This is a genomic window from Xenorhabdus sp. SGI246, assembly GCF_040838225.1.
GTDB classification, from domain to species: Bacteria; Pseudomonadota; Gammaproteobacteria; order Enterobacterales; family Enterobacteriaceae; genus Xenorhabdus; species Xenorhabdus indica.
In genome coordinates this window covers 31,197-49,691 of the sequence record NZ_JBFPEZ010000014.1, presented here as the reverse complement: position 1 = coordinate 49,691, position 18,495 = coordinate 31,197, and the positions used below count along the sequence as shown (strand labels likewise).

General features: G+C 34.6%; 15 protein-coding genes and 1 pseudogene. 4 read left to right on the top strand and 12 right to left on the bottom strand.

The window, feature by feature from the left end; translation table 11 throughout:
• Positions 1-20 precede the first annotated feature (20 nt).
• Positions 21-1,448, bottom strand: a pseudogene (locus tag ABLA85_RS03860) (SulP family inorganic anion transporter); the annotation flags it as partial.
• Positions 1,449-1,653: 205 nt separating this feature from the next.
• Between ABLA85_RS03860 and ABLA85_RS03855 the strand changes: the two are divergent.
• Positions 1,654-2,190 (top strand): septation protein A, encoded by a 537-nt coding sequence (locus ABLA85_RS03855; RefSeq protein WP_367961539.1) that lies wholly within the window; start codon positions 1,654-1,656, stop codon positions 2,188-2,190.
• 75 nt (positions 2,191-2,265) lie between these two features.
• Complete coding sequence (yciA, locus tag ABLA85_RS03850) at positions 2,266-2,700, top strand: acyl-CoA thioester hydrolase YciA (RefSeq protein WP_038270132.1); 435 nt, start codon at positions 2,266-2,268, stop codon at positions 2,698-2,700.
• 174 nt (positions 2,701-2,874) lie between these two features.
• Here yciA and ABLA85_RS03845 read toward each other — a convergent pair whose 3' ends face one another.
• The 3 genes from ABLA85_RS03845 to ABLA85_RS03835 form a co-directional block, all read right to left on the bottom strand.
• Positions 2,875-3,615 (bottom strand): hypothetical protein, encoded by a 741-nt coding sequence (locus ABLA85_RS03845; protein WP_367961536.1) that lies wholly within the window; start codon positions 3,613-3,615, stop codon positions 2,875-2,877.
• A 245-nt stretch (positions 3,616-3,860) separates the two neighbouring features.
• The gene (gene tonB / locus ABLA85_RS03840; protein ID WP_367961541.1) at positions 3,861-4,541 is read right to left on the bottom strand and encodes a TonB system transport protein TonB; all 681 of its coding nucleotides are present in this window, start codon (positions 4,539-4,541) and stop codon (positions 3,861-3,863) included.
• A 110-nt stretch (positions 4,542-4,651) separates the two neighbouring features.
• Positions 4,652-4,828, bottom strand: a complete 177-nt coding sequence (locus ABLA85_RS03835) for a YciY family protein (RefSeq protein WP_367961535.1) — start codon at positions 4,826-4,828, stop codon at positions 4,652-4,654.
• Positions 4,829-5,157: 329 nt separating this feature from the next.
• Between ABLA85_RS03835 and cls the strand changes: the two genes are divergently transcribed.
• Together cls and ABLA85_RS03825 are read left to right on the top strand one after the other, a co-directional pair.
• Positions 5,158-6,618, top strand: a complete 1,461-nt coding sequence (gene cls / locus ABLA85_RS03830) for a cardiolipin synthase (RefSeq protein WP_367961534.1) — start codon at positions 5,158-5,160, stop codon at positions 6,616-6,618.
• Between the two features lie 158 nt (positions 6,619-6,776).
• Entirely contained in the window at positions 6,777-7,136 is a 360-nt protein-coding gene (locus tag ABLA85_RS03825) for an HI1450 family dsDNA-mimic protein (protein WP_367961531.1), read from the top strand.
• A gap of 233 nt (positions 7,137-7,369) precedes the next feature.
• Here the strand turns inward: ABLA85_RS03825 and ABLA85_RS03820 are convergent, their stop codons facing one another.
• The 8 genes from ABLA85_RS03820 to ABLA85_RS03785 all read right to left on the bottom strand — a co-directional run bounded on the left by ABLA85_RS03820 (position 7,370) and on the right by ABLA85_RS03785 (position 18,492).
• Positions 7,370-9,052, bottom strand: coding sequence for a sulfatase-like hydrolase/transferase (locus ABLA85_RS03820; protein WP_367961528.1), 1,683 nt, complete (start codon positions 9,050-9,052; stop codon positions 7,370-7,372).
• A 190-nt stretch (positions 9,053-9,242) separates the two neighbouring features.
• Positions 9,243-10,034: a sulfatase-like hydrolase/transferase gene (locus ABLA85_RS03815; RefSeq protein ID WP_367961526.1), complete on the bottom strand. Its 792-nt coding sequence runs from the start codon at positions 10,032-10,034 to the stop codon at positions 9,243-9,245.
• A 223-nt stretch (positions 10,035-10,257) separates the two neighbouring features.
• Positions 10,258-11,358, bottom strand: a complete 1,101-nt coding sequence (locus tag ABLA85_RS03810) for a glycosyltransferase (RefSeq protein WP_367961524.1) — start codon at positions 11,356-11,358, stop codon at positions 10,258-10,260.
• A 16-nt stretch (positions 11,359-11,374) separates the two neighbouring features.
• Positions 11,375-12,415, bottom strand: coding sequence for an EpsG family protein (locus ABLA85_RS03805; protein WP_367961522.1), 1,041 nt, complete (start codon positions 12,413-12,415; stop codon positions 11,375-11,377).
• A gap of 473 nt (positions 12,416-12,888) precedes the next feature.
• Positions 12,889-14,016, bottom strand: coding sequence for a glycosyltransferase family 4 protein (locus tag ABLA85_RS03800; protein ID WP_367961520.1), 1,128 nt, complete (start codon positions 14,014-14,016; stop codon positions 12,889-12,891).
• A 185-nt stretch (positions 14,017-14,201) separates the two neighbouring features.
• On the bottom strand, positions 14,202-15,713 hold the full coding sequence (locus tag ABLA85_RS03795; RefSeq protein ID WP_367961518.1) for a lipopolysaccharide biosynthesis protein: 1,512 nt from the start codon (positions 15,711-15,713) through the stop codon (positions 14,202-14,204).
• 758 nt (positions 15,714-16,471) lie between these two features.
• Complete coding sequence (oppF, locus tag ABLA85_RS03790) at positions 16,472-17,488, bottom strand: murein tripeptide/oligopeptide ABC transporter ATP binding protein OppF (protein ID WP_367961515.1); 1,017 nt, start codon at positions 17,486-17,488, stop codon at positions 16,472-16,474.
• Positions 17,485-18,492, bottom strand: coding sequence for an ABC transporter ATP-binding protein (locus ABLA85_RS03785; protein WP_367961513.1), 1,008 nt, complete (start codon positions 18,490-18,492; stop codon positions 17,485-17,487). Before ABLA85_RS03785 ends, oppF begins: the two co-directional genes overlap by 4 nt.
• Between the last annotated feature and the right edge of the window lie 3 nt (positions 18,493-18,495).

Below are 18,495 nucleotides of genomic sequence, written 5' to 3'. Positions count from 1 at the left end.
TATTCATGACGACACTATCTATTTACATGCTGTAAAATCCGTCTCTTAAAATACCCAACATTAAAGTAAGTTAAAGGTGAATTAAAACGATACATCATCACGCTATCTACCGCTTCAATATCATTATCTTGATTGATTGAGCGGATCATACCTTGCTCATTCACACCCAACAACTGATCAGAAGGACGAAAAATAATACGTAAAAATTGCAATAAACCCAGTAATACTGCAAAACCAATACCATCAATTACACCGACTAATAAAACTGCAATCAATGTGAAAATGGATAATATAAAAGCCTGGCGATTACGTTTCCGATATGTCCAGATATTCTTTAACCCAAGTAGTGACCATGTAGAAAATATCAGGACAATGCCTAATGATGATAATGGGATATATGACAGAAATTCAGTCATAAAAAATAATACTAATAATATGGCTATTGCAGAGATAACCGATACCATCTGCGTTTTCCCACCAAGAGCATCATTAACTGCGGTACGGCTGCTGGCGGCACTGACGGCAAATCCCTGTGATAACGATGACGCAATATTGGCGATGCCCAAAGCCCGTAATTCTAAATCTGCATCCACCTGATAACCATTTTTACTGGCAAAACTGCGCGCTGTCATCATGAAACTGACAAAACTGATCACCGCAAGGTTGATGGAAGGAACAACCAAATCACGTATGCTGCCGAATTCAAACTCAGGCATTGGGACAATCGGCAAACCGTCTTCCATATGACCAACAATCTGAATACCATATTGATTCAATTCAAATTGCCAACTCACATAAGTAGAAAGGATCATCGCCAGTAACGGTGCGGGCCAACCTGGTCGCAGAAAACGTACACTCAGCAGAATTAATAACGTCATTGCAGACATCCCGACAGTCGGCCAATGAGATGCCAGCAATTTATGCGGTAATGCAACCAATCGTTCAATTAATTCTGGTGGTAAACCGGAAAGCCCAAATACTTTGGCGATCTGATCCACCATAATAGTAATCGCAACCCCATTAATAAAACCTTTTAAGATGGGTCTGGAGATAAAATCAGCAAATGCTCCCAGACGAAAATGACTTGCCAGTATGCACCAAAATCCCGTCATCAATGTCATCACGATGGCGAGCTGCCAGCGAACATCTTCATTCCCTAACGCCAGCGGCGTCACCGCCGCCGCAATAACAGCACATGTCGCAGCATCCGGCCCGACGATCAACTGACGGGATGTTCCAAACAAGGCATAAGCAATCATGGGTAAAATACAGGCATACAAGCCAATGATAGCGCTTATCCCCATTAATTCAGCATAAGCAATCGCAACAGGCAGAGCAACAGCAGCAACCGACAAACCAGCTCGCATATCATGGCCGAAATACTCTTTACGATAGTGACAAAGACTCTCCAGTCCCGGCATCCCGCGATATAACCTTTTCCACAACATTCTCTTCCACAACACTCTCTTCCACAACATAGCATTACAGTCCTTTCGTGAAATGAAACACTGTATAATGCGGTGTTAAATCAAAACTCACAATCCTCATCACTCCGCTCCCTGCCTTTTTCTTTAAACCATTTCATTGAGATCTGATACACTCTGGCATAAATTCAGGAACGTGCCATCATCGGTATTAAAGTGAGCCCAATTTATGAAACAACTTTTAGACTTTTTGCCATTAGTCGTTTTTTTCGTCGTCTACAAGATGTATGACATTTTCTATGCTTCAGGAGCATTGATAGCAGCGACAGGCCTGACCATTGTTATCACCTATTTGATGTATCGCAAAGTTGAAAAATCCTCCTTAATTACATTTGTCATGGTTGCCATCTTTGGCACATTAACATTGGCTTTTCACAGCGATTTGTTCATTAAATGGAAGGTAACTGCCGTTTATACTATTTTTGCCTTAGTTCTGCTTATTAGCCAATGGGTTATGAAAAAGCCACTGATCCAACGGATGTTAGGTAAAGAATTAAAATTACCTGATACTATCTGGAACAAGCTGAACATGGCTTGGGCAATCTTCTTTATCGCCTGCGCGTTGGCAAATATTTATGTTGCTTTCTGGCTACCTCAAAATATTTGGGTAAACTTTAAAGTGTTCGGGTTAACAGCATTAACACTGGTCTTTACCGTGTTGAGTGTGATATATATCTATCGCCATCTGCCTCGCGAACAAGAATAATAATAACTTTCATATGGATACCTGCTGAATTACTGGCAGGTATTGTTGTAATCACCAAATAAAGCAAGTTTTCTAATGACACAACAACAATGCTTACCAAACGGAGAATTGGTTCTCCGTACACTGGCCATGCCTGCTGACACTAACGCCAATGGGGATATTTTCGGTGGCTGGCTGATGTCCCAAATGGATATTGGCGGCGCAATTCTGGCAAAAGAAATTGCTCTGGGACGCGTAGTTACTGTTAGCGTAAATGGGATCAGTTTCTTAAAACCAGTTGCGGTAGGTGACGTCGTTTGCTGTTATGCCCGTTGTCTGAAAACGGGAAATTCATCCATCACCATTCATATTGAAGTTTGGGTGAAGAAAGTGGCCTCTGAACCAGTTGGGCAACGTTACCGAGCAACAGAAGCTGTTTTCACATACGTAGCCGTTAATGAAAATAATACTTCCCGTCCTTTACCGGAAGGGAAAAGAAATTTCAAACTGGAAAGCAGTGATTCAGAGTAACGATTCATTAGAAATGTAACTCACAAATTAAAGGAGCACATTGAATGAGCTCCTTTTTTATGACTCATTTTTATTACTGATAAGTGATGATAAATTAAAAAATATAAAGCTTAATGCTTATAATGCCTTTGTTGTTATGTTATTGATAGAGGCATTATCTCGTATTTAAATGACTCAATTAAAGGTTTCTACTTGACCATCTCGATATATCGCAGACAGACGATAAACCTGCTTATCACTGCACTCAACCGTTAGATATGTATATTTTTTTAAAGGAGAGAAACTTTCCGCGGAAGGTGATGAGGAACCGGATGTTTTTAATGACAAACACATTCCCTGATGATTCCATTCCATCATCCTATGTTTCCATCTATCATTATAGTCTTCTGCTAAACAAACAATATCTGCCCATGGATCACAAACCCATGAGCCCTCCGGCAATTCGTGATATATCGTCCCAATCTTTGGCCTACGAACCAGCGAGTCAGGATGATCCAGCAGTAAAAATACATGATCGTATACACCCAATGTGTAAATCTGCTGAATGTAAATAGGACAAGTTAACTTAGGGTATTCGTAATTCCAACTTGCGCTATATAACTCCCAGATATCTTTTGCACGTTCTCTAGTTAAATAAATGTATGCTGCTAAACAAAGTTCAGGGCAGTTTCCAGCCAGATTGTTATGTTCATTACTTAACAAATACTGATGTTTTTGACCAATATCTTTTAAATTATAGAGTTCAAGACGGATTTTCTTATGTCTATCCATCCTACTGACAATCGCACTTCTTTTATATATTGATTGTTCAGATTCTGGTAATACACTGAGATCAGGATAAAATTTATTAGTCGTTCTGTTACCAAAAAATCTTTTGGCATACTTAATTGCATCATGTAAAATATTTTCAATCATAAATTAATCTGCTTTATTGAAATAGAAAAGAGCTCAATTAACTCGCAGCAATATTCCAATTTGACTTAGATATCCCTTATGATTATTGCCCCTTAAAATTTTTTTAAGATTATCATGAAAAAGTGTTTATTCCTCTTCCTTGAATTCAGTAAAACAAAGTTAAATATAAAAATCCATAATTTTATGTGAGAGCAGGAGACATTTTACATCTCCTGCGATTAATGTGGAATATTACGGATAAGAAGTTACGATAGTGAAACGCCTGACAACCTAAATTCAATAGTTGTTACATATCCCGTTGCTGGTTTCTTTTCATACCGCCATTTTCTCATGGCTTTTTTCACCTCACGTTCGAAAACATTTTTAGGATTTGCAGAAATAATTTCGATGTTCTTAACCCGGCCATTTTCATCAATATCATATTTTACCCGTACAGTGCCTTCTGTACCCAACTGCTGCGCTCTGGATGGATAAACAGGATCCGTCCTGCTCAACGCCTTTGGTCCCTTTTGTGCGTTAGAGGTATCTCTGATAGCAGAATCAGTTGGTTTCTGATCATTCAAGTTTTTTGCTAACAGAGGTTCTTCTGACGTTTTTTCCGTCTTTATCTCTTTTGGCTTAGACTCTTTTTTAACAACTTTCTTCTCTTCTGGTTTCTTTTCAGGCTTAGGTTTAGGTAGCGCTATTTTTGCAATAGGTTCCGGTTCAGGCTCTGGTTCAGAAATGGACTCAGGCATAGCAGGTTCTTCAACAGAAGACTCTTCCGCCGCCAACTGGATCATGGCTACAGACATCGGAGGAGCTTCCGGCGGTTCTCCAGATTTAATGGAGCCAAAAAGCGCCACAGCAATGGAAATATGTAAACAAACAGAGAGTAGTACTGGCCAATGTATCCAACGCATAAGAAAATTCTTGATTAGCAGCATGATAGTCAATTTTAGGATAGCCATTAGTTTAAATGCAAATGACTATCATATTCAATAAAGATCCAAAAACATCTTCATCATGCCACAGACACATATCATATTTAAAACAGCTACAGCTCTGCGTTTTGTATGAACAAAATCAACCTGCGATGTTTGTAATTATCCATCTTACGCAATGTATAGATGCGTGAATTTCGGCGTGACTGACCTTCTAACCAACGACGGCGACGGCGGATATTTTGACGAAGGAGACGCCATCTTCCTACTTCATTCCTGCTTTTTTTCATAAGATACCCTGATTGTTTAAATTTTCTCTCAGTACAAATGAGTAACAGCATTATTCTTAAATGTCATTATCAAGGATGTCAACTATTCACAGATTTATCTCCATATTCATATTGAATATGTTTCATCATAATTTGATAAAACAAATAAATAACAACTGATTGAGCCGAATCCAATCATATAATATATAAGACTGTATTTGATTGTATATTAGCAATATTTTGGTTATTTTCTGCCTGCTTGGCTGTATTCCCTTGATAGTTTTTCTAAATTTCCAGAAACTTACACTAACAACAGTATTAAAATACCTAAACAGGATTGATTGCCACCTATGACAACCATTTATTCTGTACTGAGCTGGCTGGCGTTTTTCTTATACTGGCTGATTATTGCTGGTATCACCATTCGAGTCCTGATGAAACGTCGGCCTGTGACATCAGCAATGACTTGGGTGCTTATCATTTACATCCTTCCTTTAGTCGGGGTTGTTGCTTATCTGTCATTTGGCGAACTACATCTGGGTAAACGCAGAGTGGAACAAGCAAAACAGATGCGCTCGTCTGTGGCTAATTGGCTCTCTGAGCTAAGGAAATCGAAGCATATCTTTGCCAATGAAAACAGTGAAGTGGCTGCGCCACTGTTCCGGTTATGTGAACGCCGCCAAAAGATAAGAGGAGTCAGAGGCAACCAAATGCAACTCATGACTTCTTATGAAGAATCTCTGAAATCCATCATCAATGACATAGAAAACGCCGATCAAAGTATCGAAATGGTATTTTATATATGGCAGGCAGGCGGGTTGGTTGATCAGGTTACTGGCGCTTTAATGCGCGCAGCTAAGCGTGGTGTCAAATGCCGTATAATGGTGGATTCAGCAGGAAGCTGGCAATTTTGCCGCAGCCCCTACTCTGACATTATGCGTAAGAGCGGCATTCAATTTGTAGAATCACTAAAAGTTAATATTTTTCGTCTGTTTTTACGTCGCATGGATTTGCGGCAACATAGAAAAATTATTCTTATCGATAACTATATTTCATATACCGGAAGTATGAATATGGTAGATCCCCGTTTTTTCAAACAGGAAGCAGGAGTTGGTCAATGGATCGATATCATGGTAAGAATGGAAGGCCCTGTCACCGCAACATTGGGAATTATCTATGCTTTCGACTGGGAAATGGAAACGGGTCAACGCCATCTGCCACCGCCACCTAATAGTAATATTATGCCTTTTGAACAGGCATCTGGGCATACCGCTCAAGTCATTGCTTCCGGCCCCGGTTTTCCCGATGAATTGATTCAGCAATCTCTAATGACGGCTATTTTTGCTGCCAGAGAGCAACTCATCCTTACTACGCCCTACTTTGTGCCCAGTGACGATTTAATGCACGCAATCTGTACTGCCGCTATGCGTGGGGTTGATGTCAGCATTATCATACCAAGCCAGAACAATTCATTCCTTGTGCGTTGGGCAAGCCGGGCATTTTTTACAGAATTGTTAGAAGCAGGCGTGAAAATTTATCAATTCGAGGATGGGCTATTACATACCAAAAGCGTTTTAGTGGATGGGCAACTCAGCATGGTTGGCTCTGTCAATTTGGATATGCGCAGCTTGTGGCTGAACTTTGAAATCACAGTGATTATTGATGATGGGCTGTTTGGCAATGACTTGATGCTTGTCCAGCAGGATTATATTACCCGTTCTACATTACTTGATAGTGAGGAATGGCTAAAACGCCCTGTCCGGCACCGCATTCTTGAACGTCTTTGTTATTTTTTCAGTCCACTTTTGTGAGTTGCAGCGCAAAAAGCGCTACTGAATACGGATAAATGAGTATTCATCATAGCCCCATCAGTATTGATGGGGCTATTATTTTAGGTTAACAGTATCCAATCACTGCTATTCATGTTTTAATTTCTCTCAGTTATTTATTTAGTTCAGGCAATACCACTATGAAAAATCGACCAACACATCCACATTCTCTGCAATTAAACCTCAATAACCGAATAACCGAAGATGAAGCACTGGAAAAAGCCTACGACCTATTTCTGGAACAAGCAGCCGCTAATCTCGATCCTGCGGATAGTTTACTGTTTAGTTTACAGTTTGAAGAACGTGGTGGTGCAGAGTTATCAGAACCATCAAAAATATGGCTCGAACATGTGGATTTTGAGTTAGATCCTGATTTCTTTTCGGAGGTGATTATTGGGCTGGCAGAATGTGACGACGCAGAAATTGATGATATATTTGCGCGTGTACTGATTTGCCGGGAAAAAGCGCATCCAAATTGGTGGATATTGTGGAAAAAATGAAAATATTAAACCAATTAATTTAAAGTATATTGATATTTTATATTTAAAATTTATTTATTACACATAAGTAACCATATAGTGGAAAATGCCAGTGCCAGTACACTGGCGAAACATTAGATGGATTTATTATATTTTATTGTTATTCAATATAAACATTTAATTTCGACAATCAAATTTTCTATCACATGTTGATAACAATATAAAGTTATTTAGACTATGTTGAGTTTATATAACTAATGGGTAATATTCCATCGCGCATTTTCTAGATTCTGATAATCATCAATATTTACTGGCATTGTTTTAATAGGACTATTAAAGTAACCGAATGCACTACCATATAAAAACTCTTGAAAAGATAAATTATCAGTTCGCAATAATCCTATTGATTTATCTTCTACATAACCATAACCTAAAAAATCTATAATTGTTTTTATCATATCAAAATGAGACATACGATTATAATTATTCTGAACTCCCTCATTCATTCCAGGAATATCGAAGTTTGCCAATACGAGCAAAGGCACAATACCTTCATCCACTAGTGGCCTACTCGATGAGCTACAATGTGTTTTCCCTAGTTCATCTCCAACATTTTGTCCATGATCAGAAGTATAAAAGATAATTGTACGTTCAGGCAATTTTACCTTAGATAGTTGTTCAAAGAATTGACCTGTCTGATAATCTATAGCATTAACATATTGTTGACGTTTTTTATTATTACGTATATATGGGTGTTCCATTATTGACAAATCAGACTGAAAATCTGCAGGGTATCTATTCTCATAAGGAAAATGAGAGCCTATTTTTATTATATAGGTGAAACTCGGTTTATCAGTAGGTAATGTACTTAATTCATTGACAAGATTAATATCATGTTCTGTTCTTATATTCGGTTTATAATCAATTATTGATAATTCTTTTACATCAAAATAATTATGTCCTTTCCCATTATGCTGAGCATCTAATAACCATGTTTTAAATCCTGCATTATGTGCTAAGCTCCAGATTAATGGATGATTATACACATCATGAGTAATTGTATTTTTTTCCACGAATTTACGTAACATAATATTGCTCTCTGCACTACAATTTGCCATAGCGGTTGCAATACCGAAATCATAAACATACCAACCCTTCATAGACAACCGAGAAAGTACTATTTGTTTGAAAAAGTCATATCGAATACTTTCATCGACAATTAAGATGATATGATCAGCTTGCCGAGTCTTGTTAGGTTGAATATTTGTGGTATAGATATACTCCGAAGATTGATTATCAAGAGCACTAGAAATCATCATACCATATAAGCTGGTTGCGGATGGTAATAGATTAGTTGCTCCTGCTTGCTTAACTATATTTACAGTAATAAAAACAGCAACAGAAAGTAAAAATAAACTTGTAACCCAAGGAAATAAGCTTCGATGTGTCTCAGGGATGAGAGCAAAACCTAAAACTAACGGTATCAAACGTAATGATGCTTCGAAAAAATCAACCAAATATTCATAAAAAGCATCATTAATATTAGCTTTTGCTCGCCACAATGTTAACCAATCTGGATAACCCATAGTATGGCCTGTTACTTGATAAAATACTGCATTAGTCATAAGAGAGAGCGAAATCAATAAAAATAGCCACCATCGTAAGCGATGTGTGGTGAATGCAGCTAGCAAAATTACTGCAAGAGATAAACTAAAAATACCAACAATAACGACTATTTTTAGTACAGTTGAGGTTAAAAGAGTGTAACTTATTAAAATGAAATGTATAACAGACAATATTGTTGGCGGCCAATAGAAAAAAGCCAACACAATCAATAAAACACCTATTACGATACGAAAATATACAATAATTTTTGGGTCAAACTTCATAACACAATAATTAAAAATCATTAAAATATATCGACGTTTTGTATTCATAACTTATTCCATAAATTCATATAATTAAGTACAACAGTTGTGAAAAATAAAAGTGGACAAATAAAATAACTGTTATATTTCTATATCTCCAAAGAGAGTTTTCGAATGTCTTCTTTTATTTTTCTATAATACATTATTACTCATACATCTTATTAATAAAGTTACCAAATTGCTGCGTATTTTAATCTAGCTATTCCATTAAATCTAAATATAATTTTACAGAGCCATCAGCTTGCAATATTCGATCATTATTTTTTTCATTAAAAATTATTTTTTCATCGAGTTCATACCCTAACAACTCAGCCAAAATATATTTATTCATTAATCCACTTAATTTATTATTTTTATTTATATACTTATGAACTAAATTACATATTCCCTTAGATTGGACTGGCGAATAAGAAATGAAAGGCACTTCATACTGCTTGATTCCTGTCAAAAAACCATGCCCTTTATCTATCTCTTCACCATGGTCTGATGTATAAATTAGAACATAATCCCCACTAAAATTTTTATTCAACACCCTAATTATTTTACCGATTACATTATCAGTATGATGTATCGTTAGATCATAAGGATGAACATTTCCAAGTTCTCTTTTATCGTCATCGTTATAATTTTCATACGGAATATGACTACCTGACAAATGAATTATAATAAAATTCTTGTTTTTTCTATTTTGAGTTATATGATCCAATACATCTACTGTTTTCATATCGTTACCATTGGTAAGTTTAACTATATGACTTTTTTTTGCAATAAACCCATATTTAGAATCATGTAATCCTTTCAATAACTGAGAACCTATCCAAACTGAACGGTAATTATTGAACTTACTTAATTCAATAATAGATTTTTTATTAAATAATTTAGCTTCACTCTCAGGAATATGAAATGATAAAGTCATAGCTAAAGAGTCTCTGGTGATTGCTGCTGCAGAATGTGCACTATCAATAGTACAGCTATTTTTATTAGCTTCCATGTTGATGGTGAGTATAACTTTCTTTAGATGAGGATATAAAACGTATCACGTTAGTTCAGGTATACAGCCGGGATCACCAAGATCGCACTCTTTTTAAATGAAAAATTGGGTATGGAATGACGGCTTTACTACTTTTTTGCTATAGCTTCCTGAATGATTTCCAATTCCTAGGGAGACGATCATAATCAAATATAAAGTTAATCCAATAAATTGATATCAAAACTCAAATGTATTCTGTTTTTTTATACAGCCTTAGCCATTGAATTGATAAATTTTCTATAGAGAAATTATTTTCGATATGTTTTCTTGCATCTAATCCTAATTGATGTTTTTTATCCCTGTCTATTTCTATACTCTTTTCCATAGCATCTGCTAATTTTTTTGAATTTCCTATTGGCACTAATGAACCATAATTATTAAGAACATATTTCACTCCACCACTATCAGTTGCTACTACGTATCGTTGGCAAGCCATAGCTTCAGCAATAACTAAAGGTTGCCCTTCATATTTAGAGGATAAAACAAATGTATCGCACGAACTCATTAAAGCTGGAATATCATTTCTAGCTCCTAAGAATCGTATGTTATTCATTATATTAAGATTATTTGCTAATTCCATTAGTTTATCAATTAGAGGACCATTACCTACAATAATTAGATATGATAATGGTTTTTTTTTCAAAAGAATTGAGAATGCATATAGTAAATTCGGATAGTCTTTTGAATCATGCAATCGACCGACAGATAAAAACAATTTTATATTATCATAAATATCTAATTCTCTACGAATTTTCTCTCTCAACTCATCTGAATAAATAAATTTATTAGTATCAATACCATTAGAGATACTGATGATCTGATTTTCTTTCATTGCTTTTTTTTTAATAAAAGAATTTACGGCATCTTGACCGACATTTGTATTTATATCTGAGAGCCAATTAGTTATACGATACATAAACATTCTAAATGATCCACCTTCATTTATACTGTGAGCAGTGCAAATTAGTTTAGGAATTTTTGTAAACAAACGTAAGCTTCTTGAGAAGATATTTGCATGAAACATGTGAGAATGTAATATATCTATATTTTCTTTTTTTATTATTCCACTAACGTCCCACAATGCTCGCATAAATCCCCAAGGTGTTTTCCTCATTCCTATTTCATAAATAAATATTTTATCAGAGTTTGGTTTAATGATTACAGGACCTGTAAGAGAAATTATTATTACTTTTTGATTTTTCATTAAAAAAGTATCAGCGAGATCACAGAGTTGTCTTTCTGCTCCACCGATACCAAGCCCTGTTATAATTAAAGCTATTTTCATTTTTACCTCTAGATACTTATAAAATTGCCATTATCAAATTATTATAAGGCACCCAACAACACTGAGCCCAAGGAGAATAAAATAACCAAGAATATAATACAATGCTATTTATCATAATTAACATAGATATAAAAAAAAGTCTTTGATTAGTCTTCAGTGAATCTAAAAAAACAGATAATATAATTATATCAAAAATAATTAAATATAGGCTAAATCTATCAGCTAAAGTAGAGAAAAAAACACTAAGAATCAATGATAATATTATCATTATTGCCATTACATCTAGAATTCTTATCGGTATTATTTGTTTTTTCCTAAATAGTTCTCTATAGATTAAATAAATAGTTAATGGGAGTATATGAATAAGAACTCGTACAGTGCTCCCTGAAGAATGAATGGCTCCAGATAGATATATATTATTCTGAAGTAATATCAAATAAAAAAAGAAAAGTAAAATTATTGTTAAAATTATATAATATACTAGAAAAAACAACTTTAAATTTAATTCTCTCGAATAAATAAAAGGTAATAACATTAATAGAATAGCTGCTGATTTATGGAAAAGCATACCTAATAATATAAATAATAAAAAATATATTTTCTTATTATTAAACAAAGAGTTAAATGCAAATACTACAAATGCAATAGCAACGGATTGTCTAGTATACCCCATTGATACCGCAAGTATTGTATACGGATATAATATTATGACTGGAAACCAGATATTTTTAAAGTTTTTTGAGAAAAAATAAATTGATGAACAAAAGATAAATGCACATATAAAGTTAACAAAATAAATTCCGCCTAATTTAAATACCCCAGATACCCAATTCAATGTCCCATATAGAGGATCTGTCACAAATAAAGCCTCTTTGAATTGCAATTTAATTATTTTATTGTACATATTAAGATAGTTAAACCAATCTCCTCCTATTTCTTGGCGTAATCCTATAAAAAAACTAAGGAAGATATAAAAAACAAATAGATTTTTTTTATTTTTTGAAAAGGAAAGAGTTTTTATTATTATTAATATCCATATGTATAGATAAATTGCCATATCTTATATTTTTCAATCTTTATTAATAAACTTAGATGTATTTAATCTTTAAATACAACGTAGCCTGTTTAAATTATTCAAAAAAATTTTAGGTTATCTCAATACCCACTCTGTATCCAGTATAGAGATCATCTCTATATCGACAACCAGTTAACCACTCTATTACAACCGCATGATAACACTAACCATCATTGAGCTAGATGAAATTGATATCACCACACTATATTAGAACACCTAAATATAAAAAGTTGTTACAATAAATTAGAGAAGTAAGACTTTTTCCCTAATCAAGCGGTAGAATAAAGATATGCACCAACTTATTTCCATAAAGGATCTGATAACATTGTTCTCGACATAATGATTCAATATAATGTTTTTTTACCAAAAAATGATATTAGATTATCATGCTATTTAATTTTTTCAAATAAAATGTCAACATACCCTAGTAAATTATATGTAGATAAATATTATTTTCATTTTATTCCTAATATATTCATTAAACTAACGTTAATTTTATGGCAATCATATTCTTTTTTAGCAATATAATAACTTTCCAATCCCATTTTCTCTATTTGATCAGGGTTTTCTATGAAAAAAATCATTTTTTCAGCTAAGGCTTCTGCAGACCATGGGGGAATTAAAAAACCATTTTTTCCTTCATAAACAGTTTCTTTACATCCAGGAACATTAGTAGTAATTATAGGGCGACCAGTGGCCATGGCCTCCTGAGTACTTCTCGGTAAACCTTCTCTATAAGATGGTAATACAAAAATATCACTATTACTCAGCCATTCATTTACATTTTTTACAAAACCACGGTAATTTATTATTCCTGTTTTCTTTAATTCCTCTAACTGTTTGGATTTTATTCCTCCTGGATTTTCTGGATCTATTGATCCTAACACATTAAAAGTGATTTTGGGATGTTTTCTTTTTACTATTTTTGCTGCTGAAATATATTCAAAAATACCTTTCTCTTTCAAAAGTCGAGCAATAAAAATAAAAGATATACCTTTATTTTTTCTAGGAGGAGTATAAGGATACTCATTTAAATCCAGACCTATTCCACCTAAGATAAAAGTCTTGACACTGATATTATTACTTTTTATTAAATCTATTTCATCATCTTTATTTAAGAGAATTAATCCATTTATCTTAGGAAAAGTTATCTTAAATAGATATATTTGTACTTTTCTTAAAAAAAATTTTTTCCATTCCTTCCCTTCTTTTTGTGAAGTAAAGCAATATCCTAACCCTTCTAGCATAGCAAATATTTTAGGTGTCTTAGCTAATTTGGCAGCCCATGAACCATATATAGATGGCTTTGAAAAATAAGATAACACTATATCTGGTTTAATATTCTTAATGATTCTTAATAACTTTATAGTGTTATTTATATCCGAAAAAGGGTTTAATCCCGAACGACTTAATTTATAATCAATAGGTATAGCACCTAGTTTTCTGATCTCACCTTTCTGTTTTTTATTATAGTCTATAGAAAAACAAAATACTTCATGATTAGATTCTGACATTTTTTTTATTAGTGTCCCCCTGAAATTAATCATTGATTCTGCTGTTGTTCCTATAAGGATTATTTTCATTTGATACCTTATTCAATCTTGTTTTTAGAGTGAGATTTAAGAGTAAAAGCATAAATGCTCTATGTGCTCTGCTCAGGAGTTTCATAGCAATGCTTACCTGAACGCTATGCTACCTGTAAAACGATCTATTTTAATCCCAGTTAAAACTGAACATTATATGAGGAAAATAGCATGGATCACTGAAGCTAATTTGGGGATATATCCATTTCACTATGAATAAATAGTGACTTATTCATTTTTTTAAAAATAAGGATATTCATTATTAAACATGAAATTCCTAAAAGTAAAATTGATAAAAAAAACACTAATCTACTGTTTGGCAGTATTTCAACAATTTTATTATAAAAAAATAAAATCAATAATGGAATAAATATAAATGAAGATATGTCATGTAATAACCACTTAATATGTTCTTTAGGTAAAAATTTCCTGTGGACAATCCCTGTCCATACAAGTAGATAAATTAAATTTTGATAAAACCAAACCTTTGCAACACCTAATGAGCCATGATAAATAGCAGAAAAGTATATAGCTGGCATTAAAATAATTAAAAAAATTACATTACCAATAATATGCAACTTAATATCACCATGGGCATATTGTATATAATATGAAAAAGAAGAAATAGCAAATAAACCATTTCCTAACGAATACCAAGATAGAATAGGTGAAACTAATTTTGATATTTCAATATCTCCAGTCCAAATATATATAATCTGCTCTGAAAAAACACTAAGGAGTATACATACGGGAAATATGATTGAGGATACAGATCTAGTTGAAATTTTATATAGTGATATTGATTCTTTATTTTTATTATTCGTACACAACACAGTCAATCTGGGCAATATAGCTTGTATTATTGGTTGACTAAAAATCATTACAATTGATGCAGACAAAACACCCATAGAATAATAACCAAAATCGTCTAACTGTAATATATGACTTAATATAATTTTGTCTGACTGAGTAATTAACACCCACACACCCGATATAAAAGCGATTCCTAGAGAAAATTTAAATACAGGTATTGAATTATATAAAAATTCCTTATCTATCCTTATCTTTGTTTTATTGTAAGGAGTATAGTTCCTAGAGAATATATAAAATAACATATATTCAATAATCGCAACTATTATTTGATAGATAAAATAAACTATTAATAAGTTATTGAAATATGATAATATTAATATAGAGATTGGAAATTTCAGAGTAATCACAAATACATTAATAATATTAAAAGGTATTTGTTTTTCTAAACCTACTAATGTACTTTTCCATGGCCCGCATAGCCAACGTAACGAGATAATACAAAAAATTGATATTAAAGACACGTTTAGTGTATCGTAGGATAGGTTGGATATTAGCCAATTATGAATTATATAGTTAGAACTAAAATATCCTGAGAGAAATACTACAATCGAAATAACAAAAAAAATATAGAAACAAACTCTTTGTATTTTCCGAAAAAATATTGCATTATTACTGCTGTTCTTTGATATGGCTGCTTCTCTTGATATGGTTGTCGATATTCCCATATCAAGCAATTGCATCCAACTCTGCAACATTATAAAGAATGCAATAAGTCCATAACCTTCAGAACCTAGTCTGCTGAGATAAAATGGAACTATAATAATTCCAGATATTGCTAAATAAAATTGACCAATATAATTGGCAATGACATTTTTCTTTATCATTTATTAATTACCATATTATATAATTTTCCTATTGTTAAATACATTTTTATATGTCATCAGAACTAATTTTTCTATATACAGAAAATTCAAGCAACCAAGCAACTTAAATTACATATTATTAAATTTACCCAAAGCTACCGCACCAGGTTGTAGTTACCAGGCTATATAATAAATTTCATACATTGGTCAATTAAATTAATACAAATAATGTTTTTGATATAATCGATTAATAAGTGTAGACAGCATTCTGTACTTAACCTGCTGATTTTAAGAAAATGTGATCTTTAACATGTTTTGAACATTTATTGTTCTGATGGGATTGGCAGCAATATCCAACTTTAACTAATTAATTTTATTAAAAAATTAAGATATTCAGCACTGAGTCTATATTTAAATGTTTTGTTACACTAACGTGACTCACCACAATAGAGAGACTATTCTCACTGCAATACCAAGTAGATTGCATGATGAAAATATTTTTCAATCAGAAATTAAACTGGAATCTGCAAAACTGTTTCTTGCTATTGCTGATTAATCTGCTAACTCGATGAGTTTTGTTAAAGAGGCTGTGAAAGCAGCATATGATCTGGCGAATATCACCAATCAAAATGCTGCATCAAGGCACGGATGTCCAAGTGATCTCTTCATACACAACCACTTTTTTCATCCATAAAGAAGCCCTCACAATGAGGGCCTTGAATAAATATTAGTGACAGCATCATATAATCGATTTACTTATCACAATGCCTATTTTCTTGCTATAACGGATCAACCTTAAGACAAGAAACCGCATGTTTAAAGCTACCTTCCAGTAATGGGCGCGTTCTGGCACATTCTGCATCAGCCATCGGGCAACGGGTGCGGAATACACATCCAGATGGAGGGTTAATCGGTGACGGGAGTTCCCCTTCCAATAATTCAATCTGTTTGTTACGTTCTTTATCTGGATCAGGAATAGGTACTGCTGACATCAATGCGCGGGTATATGGATGCAGAGGATTGTGATAAACCTCGTCGTAAGTCCCCAGTTCCACTGCGTTTCCCAAATACATGACCAATACTCGATCTGAGATATGTTTTACTATCGAGAGATCATGGGCGATAAAGATCAAGGAAAGCCCCATCTCCCGTTGTATTTCCTGCAATAAGTTTACAACCTGCGCCTGAATGGAAACATCCAATGCAGAAACGGGTTCATCACAGATGATCAATTTAGGCTCCAGAATCAGGGCACGGGCAATGCCGATACGCTGACACTGACCACCTGAAAATTCATGGGGATAGCGGTTAATCAGGTTAGGCAATAAACCTACCTTCATCATCATCTTCTTAACCTTTTCTTTTACCTCCGCATCTTTCATTTTGGGGTAATAAGTTTTTAATGGTTCAGCGATGATGTCACCAATCGTCATACGTGGGTTAAGGGATGCCAGCGGATCCTGAAAAATCATCTGGATGTCATTACGGATATCCCGCCACTGTTTTTCATTGATATCAAAAAGATTTTGGCCAAGCCAGGTAACCGAACCACCAGAAGCTTTAACTAAGCCAATAACCGCTCTGGCAAGGGTTGATTTACCGCAGCCTGATTCACCGACAACGCCTAACGTTTCTCCTTCATATAGTCTCAAGGTGACGCCATTTACGGCTTTCAATGTTTTCGAAGATTGCCAGAACCACTGCTTGCCATCCTTGATATCAAAATAAACTTTTAGATCGTCAACTTCCAGGAGGACTCTTTTTTCAGTTATTGTGTTTGTGCCAACTGTATTCATACTAATTCCTCCTGACGTCTGAAGCAGGCACGTAAGCGCCCAAGGTCAAACTGTTCTAATGGTGGTTCTTCAATCACACAATGTTCAGTAGCAAACTGACAACGTGGCTGGAATGGACAACCTTTTGGCAAACGCAGTAAGTTTGGAGGATTGCCTTGAATTGTTGCCAGAGATTCTTCATCACCATCAAGTCGGGGAACGGCATTAAGCAATCCAATCGAATAAGGATGTGTCGGACGATAGAATACGTCGCGGGCAGTACCATATTCCATAGTTCTTCCCGCATACATAACCAGCACTTTGTCACAAATACCGGCAACGACGCCCAAGTCATGGGTGATTATAATGATGGCAGTGTTAAATTCATTTTTCAGTTCGTTAAGTAAAGTCATTATCTGCGCCTGAACGGTGACGTCCAGCGCAGTAGTAGGTTCATCCGCAATCAGTAACTTAGGCTGACACAATAGCGCCATTGCTATCATGACGCGCTGACGCATTCCACCAGAAAATTCATGCGGGAACATTTTCATGCGCTTACGCGCTTCTGGCATTTTAACGGCATCCAACATTCGGATAGATTCTTCAATGGCTGCACTCTTGCTCATCTTTTTATGCAGCATTAGTACTTCGGTCAATTGATCACCTACCCGCATATAAGGATTGAGAGATGTCATAGGATCTTGGAAGATCATCGAGATTTCTTCCGCTCTCATCTTATTCAACTCTTTTTCTTGCAGGTTAAGAATTTCGCGCCCGTTAAAAACCGCGGATCCACTGACAGTACCATTACTGGCCAGCAACCCCATTAAGGCAAATGCTGTCTGAGATTTACCGGAACCTGATTCACCCACAATGCCCAGAGTTTCTCCTGCCTGCAAATCAAAATTCAGTTTATTCACTGCTGTTACGTTGCCATCAGGCGTACTGAATACCACGTTTAAATCATTCACCGTTAATAGTGGTTCAGCGCTTTTAGCATGTTTTATCGTTTCTACGCTATTCATAGG